Here is a 25,649-nt window from a genome sequence, read left to right as displayed (position 1 = left end):
GGGGAAGGCTTAACGGAGCAGGTCAAGCAGGGAGGTGCTGCGCAGCGTGTTGATCACCTGGGCCGACGCCTGTATCGCGACCTGCGCCATCTGCAGATCAGTGACCGCCTGGGCCGGATCATAGCCCGTCTTGTCGTTCATCAGCTTTTCCAAAGCGATCTTCTGCGACTCATGGGCGTCCAGCGCGGACTTGACCTGGTTCTGAACCAGTCCGTTCTTCGCGGTCTGGTTGGTGACTTCCGTATTGGCGGCGTCCAGAGCCTTCAGCGTCGCCTTCAAAAAGGCCTCTACCTCAGCGGTCGGCTTGCCGGTGATCGAACCCGGCGCGGCGGGGGTGTAGGTCACGCCGTCTATGACGACAGCATTGCCGTTCTGGTAGGATTGGATGGTGCGAAACACGTCCGTCAGACCGCCGCCCAGCTCGCTGGCCACAAAGCCCGTCTCGACCAAGGTGTTCTCGTCGATGCGCGACTTCTGTTTCAGGGTGTCATTGGCGAAGGTCGAGGCCGTGGAGGGAGCGGCGGCCAGATCAGCCATGGTGGAGGCGGTCGCTGGAGCGTCGTCGCTGTTGCCGCCGCCGAACAGATAGCTGCCCTGATGCTGAGCGTTCAGCCCGCCTTGGATGGTCTGATAGTGCAGTTGCAGCTCAGTCATCAGATTGGTGACGCCGCCGGCCGCCAGGGAGTTGGCGATGGCTTCGCGCGCGCCGGCGCCGCCTTCGTAGATCCGCCCCATGGCCAGGTCCTGCGCGTCCAACCGCGCCGCCGCGCTCTGGCCTGCGCCGATGAAGCCCTCCAGCCGTTCCTGGGTCGCGGTCAGGGTCGTCAACTGCTCGGCGCTGCGGCCGTAGCCCGCCATGTCGGTGGCGATCTTTTCGCTGGCGATCCGCTCCTGGGCCTGCTGGGCCCGGCTCTGGGCGCTCATCAGGTTCAACAGGGCCGACTGATAGCCCGCATGAGTGGCGACACGTGTCATCTCAGGATCCCGATCAAGGTGTCGTACATGTCCTTGCTCGCCTGGATCAGGCGGGCGGAGGCGTTATAGGCCTGCTGGAAGGTGGTCATATTGACCAGTTCCTCGTCCATGTTCACGGCCTCGGCGGAGGATCTGCGGCTTTCGGCCTCCTTCGCCAGGGCCTCGGCCGTCTCGCTGCGGGTCTTGGCCGCAGACGCCTTGGCGCCGATGTCGCCGGCGAAATCGGCGGCATAGGCCGAAACCGTCTTGGTCGCGGCGCCCATACCGCCGGCGGCGGCGAAGTTGACGTTCTTCTTGCCGGCGTCGGCCAGCGCCAGGCCGCCGCGCCCGTCGTTCTTGCTCAGCGCAGCCGTGCCCGCCGCCGCTGACAGATTGAACTGGGACAGGGCCAGTTTGCCCGGATCCTGCTGAATGTCGCTGCGCACTGAATATGCGCCGGCGCGGGTCGCCCCGGTCCCGCCCAGGCCGAACAGCTGCGACATCGACAGGCCCGACGGCGCCTGGGTGGTGGCGTCCTTGACGATGCTCATCGTCGTGCCGCCGTCATAGGCCCTGAAGCTGAGCGCGCCGGCGGCGTCCAGGCTGAAGGCGCCGTAGCGTCCCATGCCGGTGACCGGATCGTTCAGGGCGGTCAGCAGCTCACCCATCGTGCCCGTCCCGGCGGGCACAGCCACGGTGACGTCGCGCAGACGCGATCCCGTCTCGCTGCCGATGCGGAAGGTCAGGCTCTCGCCGGGGTCGAAGCCGTGTTGCGAGGCCAGGGTCAGACCCGTCTCATAGAAGGTGGGCGTGGTCGTGCTGACCAGATCGTTCAGTCCGAACCAGTGGGAGAAGCCCCGCCCGCCCTTTGCGCTCGGCGTCGCGGCGTCGTCGGTGACGGCCACTCCGTTCCCGCCCTGCCCTTCCAGCCTCAGACGGCCGTCCGAGAAGGTGGCGGTGGCCGTTCCGCCCAGCTGAGCGTTCAAGGTCGCCAGGAAGGTGGTCGGATCAGCCGCGACGCCGTTGATGGTCATGGTGGCGCCGGAGAAGACGATCGTCGCCGACCCCTGCACCACCCCGGCGCTGTTCACGGCGGAGATGGTGGTGCTGCCGGTGAAGCCCGTCAGCGCGTTTTCGAGCGACTGGCCGGTGTTGCGCCCGTTCAAACTGGCCGGCGCCGGCACGCTGCTGTGGGCGTTGTGCGCGCGGTTCATCTCATCGGCCAGCTTCGCCGTCAGCTCGCCCAGCCGCGCCGCGGCCTTGGGCGCATCGGTGTCGCGCAGATCGATCAGTCCGCGAATCTCACCCGACGACACCCCGTCCAGCAGCGGCCAGCGCGTGCCGTTGGGCTCGGTGATCATGATGTCGGCGAAGGCGGTCGTGGCGTCGACCGTGCCGGCCGCCTGATAGGACAGGGTGGCGTGACCATCGCCGACCAGGGTCATGCCGGTGCCCGTCCGCACCGTGACGCCGCCGTTCGGCCGCTGCTCGATCTTGACGTCCATATATTTGGACAGCTCGTTAATCAGCGTCTGTTGCGCGTTCTGAGCGCCGGTGACGTCCTGATTGATGATCGACCCGGCCGAGATCGTCTTGTTCAGCGTATCGATCTGTTCCAGTAGCGGATTCACCGTCTCGATCGCGCTTTGCAGCCGCCCGTCCGCCTCCTGCCGCGCCGACTGGATCTGGGCGGCGATGCCGGCGGCCTCATTGAACAGAGCTTGGGTCTTATAGACGGTGTCCTGACGCGCCGCCGACGACGTCGGACTTTCCGCCAGGGTGGCGTAGCTGGCGAACAGCTTGTCGATGTCGGCGAAGAAGCCGCCGTTGCCGCTGGGGTCGCCGAACTGGGTCTGGATCTGATCGTAAAGCTCGTAGCGAACGGTCTCGCGCGCCGCATCCGACTTGGCGGCCATGCCTGCGGCCTGAAGGAAGCGATCCGTCGCCAGCCGAACGCGCGCGGCGTCGACGCCAGCGCCGCGCCCCTGGGTTACGGCCGAAGTCTGATCGACGACTTTCCGCACATAGCCGGCGGTGTTGACGTTGGCGATATTGTCCGACGTGACCCGCAGCTGGGCCTGGGCCGTCTGCAGGCCCGACGTCGCAATATTCATGATGGACGTCAGCGACATGGACGCATCCTCTTCGCCTTGGGCGACCCGGCGCCCGGCAGCCCCTGCCCCGTCGCGCGCAAATCTTGCCTGGCGACGCATTGTCGACGCCCAGGGAGAGCGTTGTTTTTAAACGACATAGCTGACAACACAGGCTTCATGGTGAAGATGCGGCGCAAGGGTCAGGCCAGACTGCGGCTGTGTCGGCGGCGTCGGCTGGCGCGCCGTAAGCTTGCAGCGCCCTTCCGGCGATCGGCGCCGGGCAAAAAGGGGCGAAAGCACGGCAAGAAAGGCCCAGGCGGATGAGCGACACGAGGAGGGCGAGCGAGATTTTCCCTTACAAAACAATGAATGAGGAACTGGCCTGAGGCTTGCGACGGGCTAACGGAATCACCAGGCGCAGCAGGCGCCGCCCCATCTGAAAGCCGCCTGCGCCCTCATGCCGTCTGCATCCGCCCTGTTCGCCGCCCCGCTTCCGGTTTCGACCGGAGCGCCAGAGGCTGCGTCCGGCGCTGTGACCGAAGAAAGCGCTGGGCTGTTCTCTTCGAAATTGGGGGACGTGCTTCAGGCCGTGGGCAAGACCGAGGCGACGCCCGTCGAACCGGCTCACCGTGCGGCGACGCTTCTGTCCTTGGTGGTCGTCATGGCGGAAGAACAGGACGCGGCGCAGACCGCTGACCCTGTCGTCGAGGCGGCGACCGCTCAGCCCGGCCCCGTGGTCGCCGAGGCATCAGGCGATACGCCCGCGCCCGTCTTGCCTGAAGCCTCCGTCGAGCCCGCGTCCGACATGGAAGCGGCGCTCGCCGCTCCGCCGATTGCGCCCGTGGCGCCTGCGCCGATAGCCCCGCCGCCTGTGGTCCTTCAGCCCGGCGACACGGCCGAGATCAGCGTCGATCAAGCGACCGTCTCAGCCGAACCGGCGGCGTCCTTGGTCTCTTTCCCGTCGATCTCAAACAAAGAAGAGGCGGCTGCAACTGGCGACGTAAGCGGCGAGACCGCCGGCACGGCAGCCGGGCCAGAGGACGCGTCCACGCCAATGACGACCGCCCCGCAGTCGGCGACCCAGGCCGCGCCCGCTGCGCCGGTCCAATCGACGATCGCTCACGTCGCATTGAAGGCCGAGCCTGAAACAGCGCCGACTGCCGCGATGGAAACCGTCTCCGTCACGAAGACGCCTTCGTCCGATAAGCCCGAGACGTCGTCAGACGTCGCCGCGGCCCTGAAGGCGGCCGCCTCTATCGAACATGGCGCGACGATGAAGCCGACGCCGGACCTCGCCTCCAGCTCTTCCTCGCCCCCGCCCCTCGACGCCAAGGTCGCAGAACAGCCTGCGGTTACGGAGACGAAGGTCGCTCAAGAGGCCAAGCCTCAATCGCCCGCGACGCCCCCCGTCCAGAGCCTCGCTCCAGACCTTGGGGCGAAACCCGACATCGACCCGACCCGACTGGACGTCAAGGTCACGGTTCGCCCGGCGATCACGCCTGCGCCTGCAGTAGCGCCGGCGTCGCCCGCGGCTCCGATCGTCGCGTCCGTCCTGACGGCGGCCGATGCCCTGGAGGCGATCGCAGCGATCGAAACGGCGGCCGTCCCCGCCGAAGAGCAGACGGCGCAGACGTCCGTGAACGCCGCGACGCCTGCGACCGCCGAGGCGGCGTCCCGAGACAGCCTCGCCAAGGCCGGCTCCACGTCACCGCAGCCGACGCCGCAACCGGCGCCTCAGCGTCGTCCGGCGGCAGAGTCGTCTCCCACGCCGGCCTCGGCCGAGGCGCTCCCGGCCGGCTCGTTGTCTAACGCCGACACGGCTGCGGCCTCAGCCCTGGCCGCGCCGGCGGCGCCATCCTCGCCTTCGTCCTCGGCTCAGACCGCGGCTCCCGCCGCTGCGGCGTCGGCCGAGGCCGCCGTTCCGTCGGCTCCTCCCGCCCCCTCCGATGCGGCGACGCCGATCGAAGGACACAAGACGGCCCACGCTGCGGAGACCCTCGCAGGATCGGGTCCGGCGCCGTCCGCCTCCGCCCTCTCGCACGCCACCATCGAAACCACGGCCCATCTGGCCGCCCAGATGGCGCGCAAGCTGGAAGGCCGCTCGACGCGGTTCGACATGGTTCTGACGCCCGAGGATCTGGGGCGGGTCGACGTCAGCCTCGAGATCGGCTCCGACGGCCAACTTGCGGCTCGACTGGCGTTCGACAATCCCGCCGCCGCCGCCGAACTGCGCGGCCGGGCCGATGAACTGCGTCGCCAGCTTCAGGACGCCGGTTTCCAACTGTCGAACGACTCCCTCGACTTTACTCAGCGCGATTCCTCGTCCGGCGGCGGCTTTGAGCGTCAGCACCAGCAACGCCAGGCCCTATTCACCGGCGCCGCCCGGCTGACCGCCGAGACCGATCTCCCCGTCTCGCCGCCTCCGGGCGCCTGGACCAACCATTCCCAGACGCGCGACCGCGTCGATGTGAGGGTCTGACACATGGCCACCGCGATTTCTTCCGTCGACGCCCAAGGCCGCCTGAACAGCGGCAAGGCGATGATGGCCTCGAACTTCGAGACCTTTCTGACCCTGCTGACCACCCAGATGAAGAACCAGGACCCGCTGTCGCCGCTGGATTCCAATGAGTTCACGGCCCAGCTGACCCAGATGGCGGGCGTCGAGCAGCAACTGCTGACCAACGACCTGCTGAAAAGCCTGGTCGCCGCCCAGACGGGGGGCGGCCTGGACAACGCCGCCAACTATATTGGCAAACAGGTGACCGCCGCCTGGACCGCCACCACCCTGGACGAAGGCAAGGCGACTTGGAGCTACGAACTGGCCTCCAACGCCGAGAGCGCGAAGCTGCAGGTCGTCGACAGCGCCGGCAAGGTCGTCTGGGAAGGCGACGCCCCGAACAAGACGACGGGCCTGCACGACTTCGTCTGGGACGGCAAGACGACCCAGGGCGATCAGCTGGACGACGGCGGCGTCTACACCCTGAAGGTCAGCGCCACCAACGAGGCGGGCGCCGCCGTCGAAAGCCAGGCCCTGATCCGCGGTCGCGTCACCGGCGTCGAGATGTACGACGGCGCCCCCTATCTGGTGATCGGCGATTCCATCCTTCCGCTTTCGACCGTGATTTCGCTGAACGAGATCACGGATCGCGCAGACAATGACGATACGGAGAAGCCGGACGTCCCGACCGAGGAGGCGGCCGCATGATGCGCTCCGCCGCCTTCCCGATGACTTCCATTCAAGGAGCGTATTCATGAGCTTGAACAGCGCAATGCTGGCCGGCGTGTCCGGCCTGGCCGCCAACTCCGCCGCCCTGGCGGCGATTTCCCAGAACATCGCCAACGTCAACACCGTCGGCTACAAGCGATCGCAGGGCGAGTTCCAGACCCTGGTCAACAGCCAGACCCGGACCGGCGGCTCCTATTCCGCCGGCGGCGTGATGTCGGCGACCCGCTCCTTCGTGAGCCAGGAAGGCCAGCTTCAGCGCACGACCGAGAACACCGACCTGGCCGTCAGCGGTCAGGGCTTCTTCGTCACCACCACCCAGGCCGAGAACGTCGGCGCCACCGACACCCGCCTGTTCACCCGCGCCGGCGCCTTCCGGGTCGACAATCTGGGCTATCTGAAGAACAGCGCCGGCCTCTATCTTCAGGGTTGGCCGGTGGATTCGAACGGCGACATCTCGACCGATCCGTCCGACCTGTCGCGCCTGCGCTCGATCAACATCGGCCAGGTCGGCGGCACCGCCGAACCGACGACCCGGGTTCAGATCAACGCCAATCTGCGTTCGACCCAGACGGTTTCCACCGCCGCCGCCGCCAATCGCTATAACGGCGTCGACGACGCGGCCACCCCGCCGGTCGAGCACGATGTGGACGTCTCCTATGTCCGCACCGGCGCCAACACCTATCAGGTGACGATCAAGACGGGCATCACCAAGATCACCGGCACCGCGACCTACGCCGCCGGCGCCCTGACGGGCTTCACCCCCACTGCGGGAAGCAACGGTTCAGCCACCGCAACCGCGACGGCCCTCACCATCACCCCGACCAGCGGCACGCCGCCTGTCGCGGGCACGCCCTTCGCGATCAACTTCGCCGATATCGGCATGTCGACGGACGGCGTGGCCAAGACCAAGTACGACCCCTCGGCCAACTCCATGGCCATGTACAACGCCGAGGACGACAATCCGGTGGGCGTCAAGCCGGACTTCAAGATGAACATCCCGGTGTCGGACTCGAAAGGCGGCCAGCGCAACCTGGAAATCCGCTTCCTGAAGAGCGCCGAACCGAACCAATGGTATGCGGAAGTGGTGGCCGTGCCGGCCAGCGACGTCGTCACCGGCGCGCCCTACTCCCACGGTCAGATCAAGACCGGCCTTATCGCCTTCACCCCCTCAGGCCGCCTGGATATCGAGACCATGCAGGCTTGGCCCGCAGGCAAGGGGCTGTTCGACGATCCGGAACAGGCGAGCCTGAACTTCCTGGAATCCGATCCGAACAATACGATCGACCCCGCCGATCCGTCCGACAATGGCAAGGTCAAATGGGCCGACGGCCTGGGCATCGCGGCCCAGACCGTGACCCTGGACCTGAACACCTCCGCGGGCGGCCTAAGCCAGCTGAACACCGCCTCGGTGGTCCAATCGACGGTCACCAACGGCACGGCCTTCGGCAATCTGAGCGAGATCACCATCGACGAGGGCGGCTTCGTCACCGCCATCTTCGACAACGGCGTGATGCGTCGGATCGCCCAGGTCGCCATCGCCACCTTCCCCAGCCCCGACAGCCTGAAGGAGGTGTCCGGCAACGCCTATGCGGTCAGCCTTGAGAGCGGCACCTACAATCTGAAGGCCGCAGGCACCGGCGGCGCGGGCAAGGTCGCCGCCCAGCAGCTGGAGTCTTCCACGGTCGATCTGTCGGCGGAATTCACCGGCCTGATCACGACCCAGCGCGCCTATTCCGCCTCGTCCAAGATCATCACCACGGCGGACGAAATGCTCGCTGAACTGATCAACATCAAACGCTGATCGGCCAGTAAGTAACCGTTAGTTCTAATGAATCGTCGCTCAAGCAAGGTTTACAGAGTCCCTCTGGCGAGGTCGGATTTTATCCGTTCCTTCACCACGACGCTTAAACCGACCTTAGAGGGGCAGGCCTACAGTCATCTCACTACGGTGATGGTGAAAGAGGCATAAGCCCATGTTGCAAGAGCGACGCCTGAATAGCAAAGGCGAACAATACGTGGTCGGACCGACTGGCACGCCCCTGACCCTGAACGATCTGCCCCCGGCCAACACGGACCGGTGGGTGATCCGCCGCAAGGCCGAGGTCGTCGCCGCCGTTCGCGGCGGCCTGCTCAGCCTGGACGACGCCCTGGCGAAGTACCGCCTGACGGCGGAAGAATTCCTCGCCTGGCAGAAGGCCATCGACAAATGGGGCATGCAGGGCCTGCGCACGACGCGGATCCAGAGCTACCGCTCCTAAGGCTTCTCCCCGAAGACGAAGAGGGCCGTGTCCGGCGACGGATGCGGCCCTTTTCGTTTCCCAGCCTCGAAATCGCGCCGGTTCCGCACTAAATGGCGGCCATGACCCTGGTCGAAGATCTCTGCCCCGTTCCCGACATCCGCCGCACTGACATGGATGCGGCGGTCGAGAGCGCTCGGGCGGCGGTCGGCCTGCCGGTCGGGGCGCGCGTCGTCGCCGCCATGTCCGGCGGGGTCGATTCCACCGTCGTCGCCGCCCTGCTGCACAAGGCGGGCTATGACGTCGTCGGCGTGACCCTTCAACTCTACGACCACGGCGCGGCCCTGAAGAAGAAGGGCGCCTGCTGCGCGGGTCAGGACATCCACGACGCCCGTTTAGCCGCCGAGACCATAGGCATCCCCCACTATGTCCTGGACTATGAGAGCCGGTTCAAGGACGCGGTGATCGACCAATTCGCCGACTCCTATCTGAAGGGCCAGACCCCGGTTCCCTGCATCCGCTGCAATCAGACGGTCAAGTTCCGCGACCTGCTGGACGTCGCCCGCGACCTGGGCGCCGAGGCCATGGCCACGGGCCACTACGTCCGCCGCGCCGCCGTCGGCAATCGCTCGCAGATGAGGAAGGCGGTCGACCATTCGCGCGACCAGTCCTACTTTCTGTTCGCCACCACCCAGGACCAGCTCGACTATCTGCGCTTTCCGCTGGCCGATCTGGAAAAGCCCCAGGTGCGCGGCGTCGCCGCCGAACTGGGGCTGAAGATCGCCGCCAAGCCGGACAGCCAGGACATCTGTTTCGTGCCCTCCGGCGACTACCGCACCCTGATCGACCGCCTGCGCCCGCAAGGGCGCGAGGCCGGCGAGATCGTGCACATGGACGGTCGGGTGCTGGGACGCCATGCCGGCATCACCGACTACACCATCGGCCAGCGCCGGGGCCTGAACGTCGCGGTGGGCGAGCCCCTGTTCGTCGTCAGGCTGGAGCCCGAAACCCGCCGCGTCGTCGTCGGCCCGCGCGAAGCCCTGCTGACCGCGTCTCTGACGCTGGAAGAGACCAACTGGCTGGGCGACGAGGCCACGATCCAGGAGGCCGCTGCGTCCGGCCTCCCCGTCCTCGCCCGTGTCCGCTCGACCCGCCAGTCCTCCCCCGCCCGTCTGGCCCTGATCGACGGCGACGTCTGCGTGGTCTTCGACGAAGGCGAGGAAGGCGTCGCCCCCGGCCAGGCCTGCGCCCTGTACGATTCGACCGACCCCGACCGCGTCCTGGGCGGCGGCTTCATCCGCGACACGACCGCCGTAGCGACAGCCTAGACAATTGTGGAGATCGGGTGGATTTTGAGTTGATTTTCGTCGAATACTGATTGAGACCCTATTCAACAATAATGCACGAGTGCGTTATATTTCTTTAAACTGATCATTGCAGTAATGCCCTAATCCCCGGCCTGACCAAGCAGGGGAAATAAATGCAACGTCAAAACAAACTCCGCCTCCAGCTTTTGCTGGGGACCGCGCTTCTCGCCGCGCCCGTTTCCGCCTTCGCCGGCAGCGATCCCGTCGCCGTCGATCCGACGCCGACCGGCCTGGCCGACATCGTCGTCACCGCCACCAAGCGTGAAACCAATCTGCAAGACACGCCGATCTCCATCTCGGTCATGGGTTCGGAATCGCTGGAAAACCGCCACGTTCAGAGCCTGATGGATCTGGCCGACGGCGCTGTGCCCAGCCTTCGCGTCGCCACCTTTGAAGCGCGCCAATCGGCCCTAACCATCGGCATTCGCGGCATTGTGCCGAACGACGCCAACCAACCCGCCCGCGAACAGGGCGTCGGCGTCTATGTCGACGGCGTCTATCTGGCGCGTCAGCACGGCCTCGCTTCCGCCCTGCTCGACATCGAACGGGTGGAAGTCCTGAAGGGGCCGCAAGGCACCCTGTTCGGCCGCAACACCGAAGGCGGCGCCCTGTCGCTGGTGACCAAGAAGCCCACGGGCGAGTTCGGCATGCGCGCCGTCGCCGGCGTCGGCAACCTGGACTCCTACAACTCCGAACTGCACGTCGATTTTCCGGCCCTGGGCGACTTCGCCTTCAAGGTGGACGGCGTGATCGCGGTGCAGGGGCCCGTCACCAAGAACATCCTGCCGGGCGAGACGGGCTTTGGCCAGTACGACCGCCGCGGTCTGCGCTTCCAGACCCGCTGGACCCCGGCCGAAAACTTCACCGCCGATCTGGCGGCCGACATCGGCAAGGACAAGAACACCCCGTTCTACAGCCAGCTGCTGAACTTCAACCCGAACGGCCTGACGGTCGTGCCGTGGACCTCGGCCACCGTGCCGAGCGGCTCGATCCGCGCCCTGTCGCCCCTGGTGCAGGTCGAAGGTTCGGAGCGCATGACGCAGGCCGACATCGGCGTGCCTCAGCAGTGGAGCGTCGATGACACGCGCGGGACGGATCTGCATCTGTCCTATCGCCCCAGCGACGCGCTGGAACTGCGTTCGATCACCGCCTATCGCGACCTGGACGTCGAGCAGTACGACAATATCGCCGGCGCCCACCGTCCGCCGGTGACCGGCCCGAATGGCAAGTTCTCGCGCTACTCCCTGGCCGGCTTCTGGCAGCACCAGTTCAGCCAGGAAGTCCAGGCGGTCGGTTCGCTGGGCGACAGCATCGACTATGTCGGCGGCGTCTTCTACTTCAAGGAAACCGTGTCGGACGATGCGGCCACGCCTTCGACGAACCAATGGAACGCCGACGGCACGGGCTACACCATCCTGGACCCCACCCCGACCATCCGCGGCTCCCGCTCGCTGGACCGCAAGTCGACGGCTCACGCCGAATCCAAGGCGGTCTATGGTCAGGCGACCTGGACCCCGGCCCAGCTGGACGCCCTGCACCTGACGGTCGGCGGCCGCTACACCTGGGATGACAAGGACGGCAAGCTGGAGATGGTGAACAACGCCCCGACCAATCTCAGCTTCAACACCTCGGTCGATCGGTTCGATCCGCTGGTCACCCTGGCCTATGACCTGACCGACAGCGTCAACGTCTACGGCAAATATTCGACCGGCTATCGGGCCGGCGGCGCCTCGTCGCGCTCGCTGACCTATCGCTCCTTCGACCCGGAAGAGGTGAAGGCCTATGAGCTGGGCCTGAAGAGCGACCTGTTCGACCGTCGGATGCGGCTGAACGCGGCCGTCTATGCGATGGACCGCACCGACAGCCAGATCGACTTCAGCCTTGTCACCGTGATCGGCGCCTCCACCCGCAACACGCTGGAAACGATCAACGCCCCCGGCACCACCAAGATCCGGGGCCTGGAGTTGGAAGGCCAGTTCCGCGCCAACGACTATCTGACGCTGTCGGCCTCCTACGCCTATACGGACGCCAAGATCCCGGACACGGTGAACCCGTTCAACAATCAGGTGCAAAAGGTGTTCATCGCCTATACGCCTGAGAACGCCGCCAGCGTGGCCGCGGACTGGAACTCGCCCTTCATGGGCGCGACGCTGAAGGCTCACATCGACGCCAACTACGCCGACGCCAGCCACAGCTTCGACCAGTTCGAAATCAAGAACGACTCCTCGTTCCTGGTGAACGCCCGTATCGCGGTGGCCGACATCGCCACCCGTGAAGGCGGCCCCGATCTGGAAGTGGCCCTGTGGTCGCGCAACCTGCTGGACGAGACCTATGTCTACCGCCGCGACCCCTCGAACCGGGGCACGCTGGGCGACTACGGCAACTTCAACAACCCGCGCACCTTCGGCATCGAGCTGCGCGCCTCCTACTGACCGTCCTCCTCCCGGTCAGATCGCCCCCTCCCGCTCAGCGCGGGAGGGGGTTTTCTTTGTCGGATTATCCAGATTTTGTGGAGAGCGGATGAAGTTTGTCCGAAGCCGCATGGTTCTGCTGGACGGGCCGGGCGCGCGGCGCGATGGCGGGGGACGGAGGTTTCATGAGCAGTCTTGTCTTGATCGCCGATGACGAAGGCGAAATCGTCGAAATTCTGGACGCCTATATGCGTCGCGAGGGCTTTCGAACCGCGACCGCCTCGGACGGGCAGCAGGCGCTTGATCTCCATGCCTCTCTGAAGCCCGACATGGTGCTGCTGGACGTGCGCATGCCCAATCGCGACGGCTGGGACGTCCTGGGCGAACTGCGCCGGCGCGGAGAAACGCCGGTCATCATGGTCACGGCGCTGGACCAGGATCTGGACAAGCTTCAGGCGCTTCGGATCGGCGCTGACGACTATATCGTCAAGCCTTTCAAACCCGTCGAAGTCGTCGCGCGCGTCCACGCCATCCTCCGGCGCACCGTGGGCGCGCCCGACGCCAAGGTGCTGAGGGTCGGGCCGGTCGAAATCCAGCTTGAGAACTACCTCGCCGCCGTCATCACGCCCGACGGACGTCGCCGACTGGACCTTACCCTGACCGAGTTCAAAATGCTGGCCCATATGGCGCGGATTCCGCTGCGGGTCTTCACCCGCGCCGAAATCCTGGACGCCTGCTTCCCGAACCAGGACGTTCAGGAACGCACGATCGACAGCCATTTCAGCCATCTTCGACGCAAGCTGGAGGCCGCCGGCGCCGTCGGTCTGGTCGCCAATGTCCGGGGCGTCGGCTACCGGCTGGAGCCTGACGCTTGCCCCTGACCGACGGCATAGGGCGCAATGTGGCGGCGCGGATCGGCCTGGTCACCCTGACCGGCTTCATCCTCAGCGCGTTCTGCGCCTTCTTCGTCTATGCTTGGGTGTTTGAAAACCATCCCGGCGTGGTCGCCGCGCCGCATCACTGGAAGCCCCAGGCCGTCGACTATGCGGTCATCGTTGCAGCGGTCCTGACGGCGATCGGCCTGGCCGTCATGGCCGGCGCCCTGCTGGCTCGGCAGATCGTCCTTCCACTCGCGTCCCTGGCTATTACGGCCCAACGGATTTCAGAGGGCGACCTGACCGCTCGCGCCACCGTCGGCAAACGCGCCCTTCGCGAAACCGCCCAACTGGTCGAAGACTTCAACCGAATGGCGCAACGGCTTCAGGCGCACGCCGAGGAACGCATCGCCTGGAACGCCAAGATCGCCCACGAATTGCGCACCCCGGTCACCATTCTGAAGGGACGTCTGGAGGGCGTCGCCGACGGGGTGTTCCAGATCGACGATCACACCCTGACCAGTTTGAGGCGTCAGATCGAGGGCCTGGCGCGCATCGTCGAGGATCTGCGGGTGGTCAGCCTGGCCGAAAGCAACCACCTGGATCTCCAGCTTGAGGCGGTCGATCTGTCCCAAGAGATCGGCGCCCTGCGCGAAATCGTACAGCCCAGCCTGAGCGCCGCCGGTTTCGAAGCCCAGTGGCGCCTGGAGCCCGCCCTGGCCGTCTGCGATCCGACACGCCTCAGACAGGCCGCCCTGGCCCTGCTCGAAAACGCGCGGCGACACGCCGTTCCGGGTCCGCTGGTGATCCGCACGGCCACCTTCGGCGCCTTCGCCCGGATTTCGATCGAGGACAGCGGCCCCGGCATAGACGCCGATCGCGCCGCCCACATCTTTCACCCCTTCAAGCGCGACCCATCGGCCACGGGCTCGGGCCTGGGATTGGCGGTCGTCCGGGCGATCGCGGAGGCTCACGGCGGGCTCGCCCTTCACCGTAACACCGTCGCAGGCGGCTCCCTCTTCACCCTGGAGATTCCACGTCAGCCCGCGCGCCGACCCGCGGTCTAGCCGGCGGCGAAGACCCGGATGCGGTTGCCGTCGGGATCGCTCGCGACGAAGGCCCGCCCCTGACGGGTGTCCATCGGCGGCAAGACGATCCGCGCGCCGCGATCCCACCAGTCCATATGCAGTTCATCCACCACGGACGGCGCCTTCATGCGCAGTTCCAGGGCGTCTCCCGGTCGAGACGCCGGCTGTGCCGAACGCCACAGGCTCAGCGTCCGCCGGGTCGACAGAATGAAGACGGCGCGATCCGGTCCCGCTTCCAGCGGCGTTCGCCGCAGCAGCCGGGCGTAGAAGCGCGCCGCGGCCTCCGGGTCGGCGACGCTCAGTGGAATGTCTTCGATCTCGGTCATGCGCCCTCCGGTTTTTGCGAGAACAAACCTAGACCGCCCTGCTGCCAGTTCCTGTCAGCATGATCCTGCTTCCGCCCGTTTTTCCTGCGCCTCATGCCAGGTCTTCAGCAGGGCCTGACGCCGGGCGGGATAGCGGGCCTCCGTCACCTCCGCCTCGACGATCCGGTCGGTGCGGAAACTGCGGAAATCCTGTCGCAACTCGCACCAGGCCAGCAGCAGCCGCACCCGGTCGAAGAAGACCAGGGCGAAGGGCCAGACCACCCGTTCTGACGCCTTGCCCGCCTCGTCGCGGTAACACAGCCTCAGCCGCCGCTCGGTGCGGATCGCCTTTCTCAACAGGGCGGGATCGACCAGATCGGTCGGAAACGGCGCCCCCGGCACGACCAGCAGGGCCGAGGTCTCCATCTCGTCGCGCAGATCCGGAGGCAGGACCGCCGCGATCCGCGCCAGCGCCCCCAGGGCGGCGTCCCGCATCCGCGCATCGGCCCGGTCCGCCACCCAGCGCGAACCCAGCACCAGGGCCTCCACCTCCTCCGGCGTGAACATCAGCGGCGGCAGCAGATAGCCCGGCTTCAGCACATAGCCGACCCCCGGCTCCCCCTCGATCGTCGCCCCCTGCGCCTGTAGGCTGGCGATGTCGCGATACAGGGTGCGCAGACTGACACCCATCTCCTCGGCCAGCGCGCGACCGCTGACCGGCCGGCGCCGTCGCCGCAGGGCGTTCAGAAGATCAAGCAGGCGTTCGGACCGGGACACGACGCGAGCCTAGCAGAGATGCTGACAGAAAGCGGCAGCATCAGGTTTTTTGGGATCAGGGGTTGCCGCGCACCGCCTTGGCCGTGTATCCGGCCGCCTCCGAAGAAGAGACACCCATGTTCGCCCAATACGTCGCCATGAACGCGCCCAAGAGCTTGGACCGCCTGTCGGTCCAAGGCGAGGGCGCGTGCGTGAGGGGCGCATAGGGAGCAGCGGGTCTATCGACTTCGGCTTTCCAGAAACCCCTCCCGCTTCCGGCCGGAGGGGTTTCTTGCGTCTGCGGGGCTCCTTTTCTCGCCGGTCCGGGAGGATCACAGACAGAGAAGGAGACGTCGGCCATGCGTGGTTATGACGTAATCGAAACCCCGGACCATGTGCCGATCAAGGCCTGGACCCGAGGGGTGCCCATCGAGGATGCGGCGCTGAAACAGCTGAAGAACGTGGCCTCGCTGCCGTTCATCCACAAGCACGTCGCGGTCATGCCGGACGTGCACTGGGGCATGGGCGCGACGGTGGGGTCGGTGATCCCGACCGTGGGAGCCATCATCCCGGCCGCCGTGGGCGTGGACATCGGCTGCGGCATGATGGCGGTGCGGACCTCGATCCGCGCCGAACACCTGCCCGACGACCTGTCGGCCATCCGCTCCGCCATCGAGGCCGCCGTTCCGCACGGCCGCACCGACAACGGCGGGCGCAACGACAAGGGCGCCTGGGCGGCCGAACCGCCGGCCTCGGCGGTCACCCGTTGGGCCGATCTGAAGGCGGGCTATGACGCCGTGGTGGAAAAACACCCCAAGGCGGCGCACCCGCGCGGCTTCGGCCACCTGGGCACCCTGGGCACGGGCAACCACTTCATCGAGCTGTGCCTCGACGAGGCGGGCGACGTGTGGGTGATGCTTCACTCCGGCTCGCGCGGGGTGGGCAACCGGTTCGGGACCTATTTCATCGAACGGGCCAAGCACGAGATGCGCCGCTGGCACATCAACCTGCCCGACCAGGACCTGGCCTATTTCCCGGAAGGGACGGACGGCTTCGTCGACTATGTGCGGGCGGTGTCGTGGGCGCAGAAATACGCGCGCGCCAACCGCGAGGTGATGATGGACAGCGTGCTCGGGGTGCTGAAGGCCTTCTGGCCGGATCTGGAGACGACGCAGGAGGCGGTGAACTGCCACCACAACTACGTCTCCAAGGAGAAGCATTTCGGCAAGGACGTCTTCCTGACCCGCAAGGGGGCCGTGTCGGCCAAGGACGGCGAACTGGGCATCATCCCCGGCTCGATGGGGGCGAAGTCCTTCATCGTCCGCGGCAAGGGCAATGCGGATTCGTTCTGCACCTGCTCGCACGGCGCCGGTCGGGCCATGAGCCGGACCGAAGCCAAGCGCCGCTTCACGATCGAGGACCACGTCCGCGCCACCGAGGGCGTGGAATGCCGCAAGGACGCCGAGGTGATCGACGAAACCCCGATGGCCTATAAGGACATCGACGCGGTCATCGCGGCCCAGACCGACCTGATCGAGGTCGTGCACACCGTGCGTCAGGTGGTGTGCGTCAAGGGATGACGGGAGCCGGTTTCACCGCAGGGTGGGGCCGGCTTTCGTCGTCAGGGCTCCGGGCGCCAGGTTACCCAGCGAGGCTCGCTAATGATGGGGGCGAAGGTGGGAGCCGGCGGATGCGGCAGACCATCATCCGCCCCTCGGAAAGTCACTGTCATCCAGTCCAACTGGGCCGTGTTTGTGTCTCCCGCAAAAATCTCAAGGATCGACAGACCCTCAGCCGGCCCAGGCCAAAATTGGCACCCCACAACGGCATTCAACTGATCAATGTGAAACCAGGACACATTGTCCGTTGCGGGTTTCGTCCAAGGCCAAGGTTGCGAACTTCTTATCGCAGTGACTCCGCCGGCGCCTGAATTGTAGCGGGAAACGACTTCCGCCTGCTCGAAATGTCGGCGTGCGGCGGCCTCCTGAGGACCGGCTCGATCAAGGAATTGTTCGATAGCGGCCAGCTCTAGTGTTGAAAATCCTGGACCTTGCTGGCTTTGAAGACGCGTTCTGGACCTCCAGCGAAAGTAGTTTCGAACAAACCTCTGCTGCCAAAACAGGAATCCCAAAGTCCAGCAGAACGCATAGAGGCCGAAAAACCAGGGAATGGCGGCGTTGCCGAAGGCGATCAGGACGCCGAAGCAACCACCGGCAAAGGTAAAGGCCGACAGGGCCAGCACGGTGTTCTGAACACGAGCCTTCCTGTTAGGACGCCGACTGAACTTGTCCAACCAAAGCCCCCTGTCCCGCTCTCAAACCCGTCCTCGACGGCCGCCCTAAGCCGCCTCATCATCCTTCGGCATCACATCCCCCACCGTCGGCCGGTTCTCCGCCCGCGTCAGCCGGATGTCCCTCGGCTTGACGATCTCGCCGCAGCAGCCGCAGGCGATGCGCGGGGTCAGGGTGGCGCCGCAGGTCGAGTGGACCATGTCGATGCCGCAGTCGGTCTCGCCATAGACGTGTTTGGCGCCCCAGCCGTGCAGGGTCACCAGAACCCCGTACAGATCCTTGCCCTTGGGCGTCAGCACATATTCGTTGCGCGGGGGCCGTTCGGAATAGGGGCGCGGCTCCAGCACCCCGTGCTGGACCAGGCTTTTCAGACGCGCGGCCAGGACGTTGCGCGCCACGCCCAGATTGTCCTGCCACTGTTCGAACCGGCTGACCCCGTTGAAGGCGTCGCGGATGACCAGCAGGGTCCACGGATCGCCGATCACCTCCAGGGTGGCGGCGATGGAGCAGCTTTGGCGGCTGTAGTCTGCGGTGCGTCCCATGCGACAAAAGTGACCCCGCGTCAGGCGGTTGGCAAGAGGGTTGCCAATCCGAACCGGCTCAGTCAGTCTTGTTTGACAACGGACCTGCAACCCCTCCAGAACGCAGCGCCTTCCGTCCCTTCTTCGCCTGACGCAGGATGGCGCCCATGGCCGATACGACCCACCCCATCTCCCTCGACGCCGCCCTGGCCTTCCACACCCTGGACGACGGCGGCCTTTCGGCGCCCGTTCCCGGTCACTTCTCCAACGGTCCGTCCGGCCTGCCGCCGGAGAAGGGCTTCCCCTTCGGCGGCCTGCTGGCGGCCCTGTGCGCCCAGGCGATGCGGCAGGGCCTGTCCCTGACCGCGCCGCTGCGGACCCTGTCGGTCCAGTATCTGTCGGCGGCGCGGTTCGGCGAACAGGTCGCCTTTCGTCCCCGACTGCTGCGCGGCGGCCGCAATGTCGTCTATGCGGCGGTCGAGGCCGAGCAGGACGGCCGCATGACCCATCACGCCACCGGCACCTACGGCTTGGACGGCGACGCACCGCCGCTCGCCCCGCTTCATCGGCCTCCGCCCCCGCCGGACGGCCTGAACCCCGCCGCCACCATCCGAGGGCCGATGTCGCCCCACTTCGCCCAGCATGTCGAATACCGGTTCGACGGCGGGCCCAACATCCTGGGCGGCAATGCGGGCAAGCCGGTGATCGAACGCACCTGGATGCGGATGGCCGACCGCCGCCCGCTGGACGAGGTCGGGCTGTGCTATCTGCTGGACGCCCTCTATCCCCCGGCCTGGACCGCCTCCTCCACCCCCGCCCCCATGACCACCGTCGATCTGCGTATCGACATTCTGACCGACCCGACGCCGCAGACGGCGCCCGAGGGCTGGGCCTTCTTCGAGTTCCGGATGCTGGATCTGGGCCTGGGCTGGACGGTGGACGAAGCCACCGCCTGGGGCGCCGACGGAAGCCCGCTGGCCATCTCGCGCCAACGTCGCAAACTGTTGCCGCAACGGGCCGGCTGATCCCGACCACGGTCAGCCTGCGTTCATCATTATCAGGGACTATTCGAAATCTCTGGAGTAGGCTCCGGACGTCGCTGTCGTCGCCCTATCCTCTCTTCCAAATCTCTGGTGTCTCACCCATGCGTCGCAGCCGTCTTATCGCCGCTTGTCAGACCGTCGTCGTCATGGGCGGAGCCTTGATGCTCCAGGGCTGCGTCGCCGGCGCCGTGGTCGGCGGAACCGCCGCCGTCGTGGGCGGCGCGGCCAAGGCCGGGGGCGCGGTCGTCGGCGCCGGCTTCGACGCCGTCACCACCTCGGACGAAGAAACCCGCGCCCGCCGCGAACGCGAACAGCGCGACTACGAACGCGAACAACGCCGCTGCGAACAGCGGCAGAGGCAGGGCAAAAGCTGCTGACTACAGCGACAGCACGCACCGCTCGTTGATCGTCGGCCGCGCCACCTGCACCCGGCAAAGCCCCGGCCAGTCCGGCTTCAGGGTCTTGGCGAACCACAGGCACAGGTTTTCCAGGCTGGGCAGCTCCAGCCCCTCGTGCTCGTTCAGCATGCCGTGGTCCAGCTGCTCCGCCGCCGACTTCAGCGCCCGGTCCAGCGCCCCCAGGTCCGCGACCCAGTTGTGCTCGGCGTCCAGGGTCTCCGACCGGATCGTCGCCTCGACCGTGAAGGAATGGCCGTGGACGCGGCGATAGATGCTGCCCTCGGGTTCGTTGGGGAAGTGGTGGGCCGCGTCGAAGGTGGCCTGTTTGGTGATCTCGAAAACGGGCATTAGCGGACGCCGATGTATTTGTGGGTCTGGACGCTCAGGCGCCACTGGGGATGGGTCAGGCAATATTCGATGGCGGCGGCGGTGTTCGCCGCCTGGTCGGGGCCGTCCAGGGGCTGGAGCCAGAACCGCTCGAACGCCAGGTGTTCGAACCGCTCGGGCGGGGCCTTGGGCTGCGGATAGACCAGCTTCAGCTCCTGCCCCTTGATCTGGATCACGTCTGCGTCCGCCTTTGGGCTGACGCAGATCCAGTCGATCCCGTCGGGCGCCGCCAGGGTGCCGTTGCTCTCTATGGCGATCTCGAAACCGCGCGCGTGCAGGGCCGCGACCAGGGGCGCATCCAGCTGCAGCAGGGGCTCTCCCCCGGTGCAGACCACCAGTTTCGGATCGCCCTCGCGCCCCCGCCACATCGCCGCGACATGATCGGCCAGCCCGTCCGCGGTGGCGAACTTGCCCCCGCCGTCCCCGTCTACGCCGACGAAGTCCGTATCGCAGAAGCTGCAGACGGCGCTCGCCCGATCCTGCTCGCGCCCGCTCCACAGATTGCAGCCGGCGAAGCGCAAAAAGACCGCCGGCCGGCCCGCCTGTCCGCCCTCGCCCTGGACCGTCAGAAACACTTCCTTGGCCGAATAGGTCACTTCGAAGCGACCCATTCCGCATGACCCGCCGCCCGCAGCTCGCACGCCGGGCATTGGCCGCAGCCATAGCCCCAGGCGTGGCGATGCGTCCGGTCGCCCTGGTAGCAGGTGTGGCTGTCCTCGATGATCAGCTCGACCAGCGGCGCCCCGCCGATCGTATGCGCCAGGTCCCAGGTCTGGGCCTTGGTCAGCCACATCAGCGGGGTCTCGATCACCACCGGCTTGTCCAGCCCCAGCGACAGGGCCCGCGCCATGGCCTCCATGGTCTCGTGGCGACAGTCGGGATAGCCGGAATAGTCCGTCTCGCACATGCCGCCGACCAGCACCTCCAGCCCGCGCCGATCCGCCAGGGCCGCAGCCGCCACGAGGAAGATCAAGTTGCGCCCAGGGACAAAGGTGGTCGGCAGGCCGCGCGCATCCATCTCGATCTTGCGGTCGGCCGTCAGGGCGCTTTCGGCGATCCGGCCGTATCCGGTCAGGTCCACCACATGATCGTCGCCCAGCCGGTCGGCCCATTGCGGCAGGGCCGTCTTCATCCCCGCACGCACCGCCTGGCGCGCCTCCATCTCCACGAGGTGCCGCTGGCCGTAGTCGAAGCCGACCGTCTCCACCCGCCCGAACCGCTCCAGCGCCCAGGCCAGACAGGTGGCGCTGTCCTGCCCGCCGGAAAAGAGAACCAGGGCCGATGTCGTAGACTTTTCCAGGATGACGCTCATGACGAATCTGCGGTCGGCCGGTCGGCCGCGCGCATGCACAAAGGGATGAGGACCTCAGATGGGTCGGGCGGGCCTTCTACACCAGACCCGCCCCCGGCGCAAAATCCTGAAACAGCCGGCGCCCGCCCCTGAGATGACACCGAGGGTACAGGCCGAAACTTTCTGATCCGGCTTAACTAATCGGCAAGCGCTACTGGTGCATATGGGAGGCGAGTAAGGAGTTCCAGGCAGTATGCCGACGATTGAGACCCTTTCAGAACAACCCGAGCCGGTAGGTCCGTCCACGCTCGGCTGCGAGGTTTTCGCCCGGTTCGAGCGCGAACCGGACACTTTGGTCATACCTGTCGTAGAGAACGACCGCCCCCTGGGCCTGGTGGAACGCACCACCTTCATACAGAAGATCGCCGGCCGCTTCGGCCACGCCCTCTACGATCTGCGCCCGATCACCTTCGCCATGGACCCCGAGCCGGCGGTGGTGGAAGGCGACGCTGAAATCGACGCCTTCAGTGAAATCCTGCTGAGGGGCGGTCCCGCCGCCCTGCTGCGCGGTTTCATCGTGACGAAAAACGGCCGCTATCACGGCGTGGGCACGGCTGCGACCCTGCTCCGCAGCGCGACAGACCGCCAGCGGCGCCACGAGGCGGAGTTGGCCAACCAAGCTGCAGCCCTCAACGACACGCGCGCCCAAGCCCTCATCGCCGCCCGCGCCAAGAGCCAGTTCCTGGCCATCATGAGCCATGAGCTTCGCACCCCGATGAACGGCGTCTTGGCCGTCGCCGAACTGCTGCGCCGCCAGCCCTTGAGCACGACGGCCCAGGCCCATGTGCAGACCATCGTCGAATCGTCCGAAAACCTGCTGCGCATCCTTCAGGACGCCGTCGACCTGGCCAAGGCCGAGGCGGGAGAGCTGGAGTTGACCCCCGTCGCCACCCCGCTGCGGGCCGTGATGGACGACGTCCAATCCCTATGGGAGCCGCGCGCCTCCCAGGACGGCGTGACCCTGCTGGTCGGCTACGAAGGCGACACGGAGCTGGCCGCCGTCATCGACGGAGTCCGCCTGAAGCAGGTGTTCAACAATCTGATCGGCAATGCGCTGAAATTCGCGCGCAATGGGGTGGTCGAGGCCGGGCTGAAGGCCTGGGTCGACGGCGACCAGGTGCGGATGGAGGCCCGGGTTCGCGACGACGGCCCCGGCGTCGACGCCGACCGTGTGGATTCCATCTTCGAACCCTTCGTCCACGGCTCGGGCCCGGACGGCGCCGGACTGGGCCTGTCCATCTGCCGCCAGGTCATCGAGCGTATGGGCGGTCGGATCTGGGCCGAGAACAACAAGGGTCGGGGCGCAACCTTCGCCTTCGACATCACCGCGCGCCGCGCCGCAGCGGTCGTCGAGCCCGCCTCCAATGTCTCGAGCCTGCCGGAACTCGATCTGAAGTCCGCGCCCCACGTGCTGATCGTCGATGACAACGCCACCAACCGCGTCGTGGCCCAGGCCTTGTGCGAAATGTTCGGCTGCAGTTCCGAACTGGCGGAGGACGGGCTGGAGGCGGTCCAGGCGGTTCAGGAAGGTCGCTATGATCTGATCCTGATGGACATCAAAATGCCGCGCATGGACGGGGTCCAGGCGACCCAGGCCATCCGCGCCCTGGGCGGCGAGGTGGGACGCACCCCCATCGTCGCCCTGACGGCCAACGCCGATCCCGAAGACGCCAAACACTATCTGTCCGTCGGCATGGCCGCCGTGGTGGAAAAGCCGATCAAGCCCGAGCGCCTGCGCATGGCGATGAACGCGGCCCTCGTCGAGAACAAGGGCGAGGACGAGACGCAGACGTCGGCGCCGGCCCCTCGCCGGGCGCGGCGCTGATCGCTCAGTCCGGCCGGACCTCCAGCGTCTCTTCATCCTCCTCGTCATAGCCGACCAGGCGCAGCGCGCGCGCCTTCTGGCCGTTCAGTTCGGCCCAGCGCAGAAGCCCCTCCTCCCGGCCATGGGTGATCCAGACCTCGTCGGGTTTCAGCTCCTCGAAGGTCGTGACCAGTTCCTCCCAGTCGGCATGGTCGGAGATGACCAAGGGCAGCTCCACCCCCTTCTGGCGGGCCCGCGCCCTTACCCCCATCCAGCCCGAGGCGAAGGCCACGACCGGATCGGCGAACCGCCGGGACCAGCGATCCTGCACGGCCGACGGCGGCGCGACCACCACCTCGCCTCCCAGCGCCCCCTTTGGGAGATCGCGCGTCGGCAGGATCGGCCCCAGATCGACGCCCTCGCGCTCATAGAGCGCGTTCAGCCGCTCCATGGCGCCGTGCACATAGATGGCTCGGTCCCAGCCCGCCTCACGCAGCGTGCGTATGATCCTCTGGGCCTTTCCCAAGGCGTAGGCGCCGACCAGATGGGCTCGGTCAGGAAACTGCGCCAGCGACCGAACCAGCCGACCGATCTCATCCTGCGCCGGCGGATGGCGGAATACAGGCAGGCCGAAGGTCGCCTCAGAGATGAAGACGTGACAAGGCACGGGTTCGAACGCCGGACAGGTCGGATCGCGCCGCCGCTTGTAATCGCCCGACACGACCATGGTCAGACCCTTCCAGCGCACCTCGACCTGGGCGGATCCCAGGACATGGCCTGCCGGAAACAGCCGCAGCTCGACCCCGTTGATCGCGGCCCTCTCTGCGTATTCGACCGCCTGCTCCCGCGCCGTAAAGGCGTCGCCGTAGCGCTCGGCCATGATGGCCAGGGTCTGGCGCGTGGCCAGCACGGCGCCGTGCCCCGCCCGCGCATGATCGGAATGGCCATGGGTGATCACGGCCCGATCCACGGGGCGCACCGGATCGACGTAGAAGTCGCCGGGCGGGCAATAGAGGCCGGCCGGCGTCGGATGCAGCAGATCTTCGGGTCGGATCATGGGGGCGTAACGCTCTCGACGCCGTCGGGTCGCCCCGTCATACAGAAGACTGTCACCGACTCCACGGACGCCCTTTCGCATGCACGACAGTTTCGTCGACGCCATCCTGCCACAACTCGCGGCGGGCGCCGCCCACACGGGCGCTCTGGGCTTCATCTTCGACGGGCTTCATGACGGCGCGCCGCGCATTCGGGTTCCCTGGCGGCCCGACCTGGTCGGCGATCCTGACACGGGGGTGCTGGCCGGGGGGCTGGTGACGACCCTCTTGGACCATATCGGCGGCCTGGCCGTCTGGACCGCCATGGACGCCTTCCACCCGATCGCCACCCTGGACCTGCGGGTGGACTATATGCGCGCGGCCCGGCCGGGCGTGGACCTTTTGGCCCAAGCCAGCTGCTATCGTTTAACCCCCACGATCGCCTTCGTGCGCGGCTGGGCGTTCGAGGACGATCCCGCCGATCCGGTTGCGGCGGCTCAGTCGGCCTATGTGCTGAACCGCTCGCGCAGCAGCACCAAGCCGGCGCCCGCAGGAGACCTCGGCGCATGAACGAGCTTCTGGATCGGCTTCCCTACGCCCGCTTTCTGAACCTCCAGACCCAGATGAACGGCGACGAGGTCACGGTGGTCATGCCCTTTGCAGATCAGTTGATCGGCAATCCGATGCTGCCGGCCCTGCACGGCGGCTCAACCGCCGCCCTGTTGGAAATGACGGCCATGGCACAGATCGCCCTGGCGTTTCCGAGTTCGCGCCTGCCGCGGCCGATCAACGTCACCGTCGCCTATCTCAGGACCGGCCGTCCGGTCGACGTCTTCGCCAGGGCCGAGATCAGCCGCGCTGGCCGGCGGATCGCTCACGTCCAGGCTGAGGCGTGGCAGGAAAGCCGGAGCCGCCCCATCGCCTCCCTGACCGCGCACTTCCTTCTGGAGGAATCCTAGCCTTTTCAAAGACTTTTGCTTGAGCTGAGGAAGGCTGCACTACGCATGCGCACCAGAACGCCTCCCCGCTCAACATTGATCGATTAGGTTAACAATATACTACCAGAAGCGGTTAAGCCGTGTTAGGATTTATCCATTGTAAACCTTGTTTGAGGGGCTTCCCAATGGACCGTACTGAAGTCATCGCCGGCGTGGCTGCTGATCTGCACGCCACGGAACACGCTATCGACGCCGCCATCGCTCAAGCGACGACGCTGGTTCAATCCTTCATCAGCGCGCGCGCCGACCTCTCGCTGTCGCCGGTCGCCGCCACGGCCTCGCAAGCCAAGGCCATGGAAACCATCGCCGCCCTCGCCGCCGCGCGGGAGTCCATCGTGGCGTGCCACGGCGAGTTGCAGAAGGACCATCGCCGCCTCGGCTTCGGAACCTACGCCGCCGGCCCGATTGGCAAGCCCGACGACTGGCTTGACCCCAAGGACACGCGCAATCATCTCCGCTCGGTTGCATGAAATTAAGTTAAGGTTAGGCCTCATTATCACTTAACCTAAC

At 66.6% G+C, this 25,649-nt stretch carries 25 protein-coding genes; 15 read left to right on the top strand and 10 right to left on the bottom strand.

From position 1 onward, the window contains the following. Nucleotides 1–9: 9 nt before the first annotated feature. Together AC1RKE_RS14210 and flgK are read right to left on the bottom strand one after the other, a co-directional pair. Nucleotides 10–975: a flagellin gene (locus tag AC1RKE_RS14210; protein ID WP_152949832.1), complete on the bottom strand. Its 966-nt coding sequence runs from the start codon at nucleotides 973–975 to the stop codon at nucleotides 10–12. Then, entirely contained in the window at nucleotides 972–3,086 is a 2,115-nt protein-coding gene (gene flgK, locus AC1RKE_RS14205) for a flagellar hook-associated protein FlgK (RefSeq protein WP_348683462.1), read from the bottom strand. The genes AC1RKE_RS14210 and flgK overlap by 4 nt, the downstream gene beginning before the upstream one ends. 418 nt (nucleotides 3,087–3,504) lie before the next feature. Between flgK and AC1RKE_RS14200 the strand changes: the two genes are divergently transcribed. The 8 genes from AC1RKE_RS14200 (at nucleotide 3,505) to AC1RKE_RS14165 (ending at nucleotide 14,230) form a co-directional block, all read left to right on the top strand. After that, entirely contained in the window at nucleotides 3,505–5,526 is a 2,022-nt protein-coding gene (locus AC1RKE_RS14200; protein WP_348683463.1) for a flagellar hook-length control protein FliK, read from the top strand. Between the two features lie 3 nt (nucleotides 5,527–5,529). Next, nucleotides 5,530–6,252 (top strand): flagellar hook assembly protein FlgD, encoded by a 723-nt coding sequence (locus tag AC1RKE_RS14195; RefSeq protein WP_054765222.1) that lies wholly within the window; start codon nucleotides 5,530–5,532, stop codon nucleotides 6,250–6,252. Nucleotides 6,253–6,298: 46 nt separating this feature from the next. Continuing rightward, nucleotides 6,299–8,074 (top strand): flagellar hook protein FlgE, encoded by a 1,776-nt coding sequence (gene flgE / locus AC1RKE_RS14190; RefSeq protein ID WP_194167016.1) that lies wholly within the window; start codon nucleotides 6,299–6,301, stop codon nucleotides 8,072–8,074. 172 nt (nucleotides 8,075–8,246) lie between these two features. After that, a complete protein-coding gene (sciP, locus tag AC1RKE_RS14185) occupies nucleotides 8,247–8,531 on the top strand; it encodes a CtrA inhibitor SciP (RefSeq protein ID WP_054765220.1) in 285 nt (94 codons plus the stop codon). A 92-nt stretch (nucleotides 8,532–8,623) separates the two neighbouring features. After that, complete coding sequence (gene mnmA / locus AC1RKE_RS14180; protein WP_348684608.1) at nucleotides 8,624–9,838, top strand: tRNA 2-thiouridine(34) synthase MnmA; 1,215 nt, start codon at nucleotides 8,624–8,626, stop codon at nucleotides 9,836–9,838. 152 nt (nucleotides 9,839–9,990) lie between these two features. Beyond that, nucleotides 9,991–12,309, top strand: coding sequence for a TonB-dependent receptor (locus AC1RKE_RS14175; RefSeq protein WP_348684607.1), 2,319 nt, complete (start codon nucleotides 9,991–9,993; stop codon nucleotides 12,307–12,309). Between the two features lie 164 nt (nucleotides 12,310–12,473). Next, on the top strand, nucleotides 12,474–13,169 hold the full coding sequence (locus AC1RKE_RS14170) for a response regulator (RefSeq protein WP_054765216.1): 696 nt from the start codon (nucleotides 12,474–12,476) through the stop codon (nucleotides 13,167–13,169). After that, nucleotides 13,160–14,230, top strand: coding sequence for an ATP-binding protein (locus AC1RKE_RS14165; protein WP_054765215.1), 1,071 nt, complete (start codon nucleotides 13,160–13,162; stop codon nucleotides 14,228–14,230). The genes AC1RKE_RS14170 and AC1RKE_RS14165 overlap by 10 nt, the downstream gene beginning before the upstream one ends. On the opposite strand, the gene AC1RKE_RS14160 is transcribed toward AC1RKE_RS14165, so the two are convergent. Beyond that, the gene (locus AC1RKE_RS14160; protein WP_054765214.1) at nucleotides 14,227–14,577 is read right to left on the bottom strand and encodes a VOC family protein; all 351 of its coding nucleotides are present in this window, start codon (nucleotides 14,575–14,577) and stop codon (nucleotides 14,227–14,229) included. The two genes, AC1RKE_RS14165 and AC1RKE_RS14160, sit on opposite strands and share 4 nt — an antisense overlap. Nucleotides 14,578–14,631: 54 nt before the next feature. Further along, nucleotides 14,632–15,333: a helix-turn-helix transcriptional regulator gene (locus tag AC1RKE_RS14155; RefSeq protein ID WP_054765213.1), complete on the bottom strand. Its 702-nt coding sequence runs from the start codon at nucleotides 15,331–15,333 to the stop codon at nucleotides 14,632–14,634. Between the two features lie 338 nt (nucleotides 15,334–15,671). On the opposite strand from AC1RKE_RS14155, the gene AC1RKE_RS14150 reads away from it, so the two are divergent. Further along, the gene (locus AC1RKE_RS14150; RefSeq protein ID WP_054765212.1) at nucleotides 15,672–16,892 is read left to right on the top strand and encodes an RtcB family protein; all 1,221 of its coding nucleotides are present in this window, start codon (nucleotides 15,672–15,674) and stop codon (nucleotides 16,890–16,892) included. A 41-nt stretch (nucleotides 16,893–16,933) separates the two neighbouring features. Here AC1RKE_RS14150 and AC1RKE_RS14145 read toward each other — a convergent pair whose 3' ends face one another. Together AC1RKE_RS14145 and AC1RKE_RS14140 are read right to left on the bottom strand one after the other, a co-directional pair. Beyond that, entirely contained in the window at nucleotides 16,934–17,554 is a 621-nt protein-coding gene (locus tag AC1RKE_RS14145; protein ID WP_336966492.1) for a hypothetical protein, read from the bottom strand. 96 nt (nucleotides 17,555–17,650) lie between these two features. Further along, complete coding sequence (locus tag AC1RKE_RS14140; RefSeq protein ID WP_054765210.1) at nucleotides 17,651–18,145, bottom strand: winged helix-turn-helix transcriptional regulator; 495 nt, start codon at nucleotides 18,143–18,145, stop codon at nucleotides 17,651–17,653. A 146-nt stretch (nucleotides 18,146–18,291) separates the two neighbouring features. On the opposite strand from AC1RKE_RS14140, the gene AC1RKE_RS14135 reads away from it, so the two are divergent. Next, the gene (locus tag AC1RKE_RS14135; RefSeq protein ID WP_348684367.1) at nucleotides 18,292–19,149 is read left to right on the top strand and encodes an acyl-CoA thioesterase; all 858 of its coding nucleotides are present in this window, start codon (nucleotides 18,292–18,294) and stop codon (nucleotides 19,147–19,149) included. 119 nt (nucleotides 19,150–19,268) lie between these two features. After that, nucleotides 19,269–19,544 carry a hypothetical protein gene (locus AC1RKE_RS14130; protein WP_348684368.1) on the top strand — a complete coding sequence of 92 codons (276 nt, stop codon included), beginning with the start codon at nucleotides 19,269–19,271 and terminating at the stop codon, nucleotides 19,542–19,544. Here AC1RKE_RS14130 and AC1RKE_RS14125 read toward each other — a convergent pair whose 3' ends face one another. The 3 genes from AC1RKE_RS14125 to queC are packed head-to-tail and all read right to left on the bottom strand — an operon-like array spanning nucleotide 19,545 to nucleotide 21,255. Next, nucleotides 19,545–19,913, bottom strand: a complete 369-nt coding sequence (locus AC1RKE_RS14125; protein WP_054765207.1) for a 6-pyruvoyl trahydropterin synthase family protein — start codon at nucleotides 19,911–19,913, stop codon at nucleotides 19,545–19,547. Further along, nucleotides 19,913–20,548: a 7-carboxy-7-deazaguanine synthase gene (gene queE, locus AC1RKE_RS14120; RefSeq protein ID WP_333897264.1), complete on the bottom strand. Its 636-nt coding sequence runs from the start codon at nucleotides 20,546–20,548 to the stop codon at nucleotides 19,913–19,915. The genes AC1RKE_RS14125 and queE overlap by 1 nt, the downstream gene beginning before the upstream one ends. Then, nucleotides 20,545–21,255, bottom strand: coding sequence for a 7-cyano-7-deazaguanine synthase QueC (gene queC, locus AC1RKE_RS14115; protein WP_395942235.1), 711 nt, complete (start codon nucleotides 21,253–21,255; stop codon nucleotides 20,545–20,547). Before queC ends, queE begins: the two co-directional genes overlap by 4 nt. A 340-nt stretch (nucleotides 21,256–21,595) precedes the next feature. Between queC and AC1RKE_RS14110 the strand changes: the two genes are divergently transcribed. Continuing rightward, a complete protein-coding gene (locus AC1RKE_RS14110) occupies nucleotides 21,596–23,128 on the top strand; it encodes a response regulator (protein WP_348684370.1) in 1,533 nt (510 codons plus the stop codon). 4 nt (nucleotides 23,129–23,132) lie between these two features. Here AC1RKE_RS14110 and AC1RKE_RS14105 read toward each other — a convergent pair whose 3' ends face one another. After that, nucleotides 23,133–24,164 carry a ligase-associated DNA damage response exonuclease gene (locus AC1RKE_RS14105; RefSeq protein WP_395942233.1) on the bottom strand — a complete coding sequence of 344 codons (1,032 nt, stop codon included), beginning with the start codon at nucleotides 24,162–24,164 and terminating at the stop codon, nucleotides 23,133–23,135. A 79-nt stretch (nucleotides 24,165–24,243) separates the two neighbouring features. On the opposite strand from AC1RKE_RS14105, the gene AC1RKE_RS14100 reads away from it, so the two are divergent. The 3 genes from AC1RKE_RS14100 to AC1RKE_RS14090 all read left to right on the top strand — a co-directional run bounded on the left by AC1RKE_RS14100 (nucleotide 24,244) and on the right by AC1RKE_RS14090 (nucleotide 25,609). Next, nucleotides 24,244–24,711: a PaaI family thioesterase gene (locus AC1RKE_RS14100; RefSeq protein ID WP_182714949.1), complete on the top strand. Its 468-nt coding sequence runs from the start codon at nucleotides 24,244–24,246 to the stop codon at nucleotides 24,709–24,711. Continuing rightward, entirely contained in the window at nucleotides 24,708–25,100 is a 393-nt protein-coding gene (locus AC1RKE_RS14095) for a PaaI family thioesterase (protein WP_182714950.1), read from the top strand. Before AC1RKE_RS14100 ends, AC1RKE_RS14095 begins: the two co-directional genes overlap by 4 nt. 164 nt (nucleotides 25,101–25,264) lie before the next feature. After that, nucleotides 25,265–25,609 carry a hypothetical protein gene (locus AC1RKE_RS14090; protein WP_054765200.1) on the top strand — a complete coding sequence of 115 codons (345 nt, stop codon included), beginning with the start codon at nucleotides 25,265–25,267 and terminating at the stop codon, nucleotides 25,607–25,609. The last annotated feature ends 40 nt before the right edge of the window (nucleotides 25,610–25,649 follow it).

It is taken from the genome of Brevundimonas sp. GW822-FHT03E11 (assembly GCF_058801445.1).
This window is presented reverse-complemented; position numbering and strand designations above follow the sequence as displayed.

Excerpts from the sequence above, each read along its gene's own strand:
- AC1RKE_RS14170 (WP_054765216.1), top strand. The coding sequence starts at position 12,474 with ATGAGCAGTCTTGTCTTGATCGCCGATGACGAAGGCGAAATCGTCGAA.
- AC1RKE_RS14130 (WP_348684368.1), top strand. The coding sequence starts at position 19,269 with ATGCGTCGCAGCCGTCTTATCGCCGCTTGTCAGACCGTCGTCGTCATG.
- AC1RKE_RS14210 (WP_152949832.1), bottom strand. The coding sequence starts at position 975 with ATGACACGTGTCGCCACTCATGCGGGCTATCAGTCGGCCCTGTTGAAC.
- AC1RKE_RS14100 (WP_182714949.1), top strand. The coding sequence starts at position 24,244 with ATGCACGACAGTTTCGTCGACGCCATCCTGCCACAACTCGCGGCGGGC.
- AC1RKE_RS14105 (WP_395942233.1), bottom strand. The coding sequence starts at position 24,164 with ATGATCCGACCCGAAGATCTGCTGCATCCGACGCCGGCCGGCCTCTAT.
- AC1RKE_RS14125 (WP_054765207.1), bottom strand. The coding sequence starts at position 19,913 with ATGCCCGTTTTCGAGATCACCAAACAGGCCACCTTCGACGCGGCCCAC.
- flgE (WP_194167016.1), top strand. The coding sequence starts at position 6,299 with ATGAGCTTGAACAGCGCAATGCTGGCCGGCGTGTCCGGCCTGGCCGCC.
- AC1RKE_RS14200 (WP_348683463.1), top strand. The coding sequence starts at position 3,505 with ATGCCGTCTGCATCCGCCCTGTTCGCCGCCCCGCTTCCGGTTTCGACC.
- mnmA (WP_348684608.1), top strand. The coding sequence starts at position 8,624 with ATGGCGGCCATGACCCTGGTCGAAGATCTCTGCCCCGTTCCCGACATC.
- AC1RKE_RS14140 (WP_054765210.1), bottom strand. The coding sequence starts at position 18,145 with ATGGGACGCACCGCAGACTACAGCCGCCAAAGCTGCTCCATCGCCGCC.
- AC1RKE_RS14195 (WP_054765222.1), top strand. The coding sequence starts at position 5,530 with ATGGCCACCGCGATTTCTTCCGTCGACGCCCAAGGCCGCCTGAACAGC.
- AC1RKE_RS14090 (WP_054765200.1), top strand. The coding sequence starts at position 25,265 with ATGGACCGTACTGAAGTCATCGCCGGCGTGGCTGCTGATCTGCACGCC.
- flgK (WP_348683462.1), bottom strand. The coding sequence starts at position 3,086 with ATGTCGCTGACGTCCATCATGAATATTGCGACGTCGGGCCTGCAGACG.
- AC1RKE_RS14150 (WP_054765212.1), top strand. The coding sequence starts at position 15,672 with ATGCGTGGTTATGACGTAATCGAAACCCCGGACCATGTGCCGATCAAG.
- sciP (WP_054765220.1), top strand. The coding sequence starts at position 8,247 with ATGTTGCAAGAGCGACGCCTGAATAGCAAAGGCGAACAATACGTGGTC.
- AC1RKE_RS14095 (WP_182714950.1), top strand. The coding sequence starts at position 24,708 with ATGAACGAGCTTCTGGATCGGCTTCCCTACGCCCGCTTTCTGAACCTC.
- AC1RKE_RS14135 (WP_348684367.1), top strand. The coding sequence starts at position 18,292 with ATGGCCGATACGACCCACCCCATCTCCCTCGACGCCGCCCTGGCCTTC.
- AC1RKE_RS14160 (WP_054765214.1), bottom strand. The coding sequence starts at position 14,577 with ATGACCGAGATCGAAGACATTCCACTGAGCGTCGCCGACCCGGAGGCC.
- AC1RKE_RS14175 (WP_348684607.1), top strand. The coding sequence starts at position 9,991 with ATGCAACGTCAAAACAAACTCCGCCTCCAGCTTTTGCTGGGGACCGCG.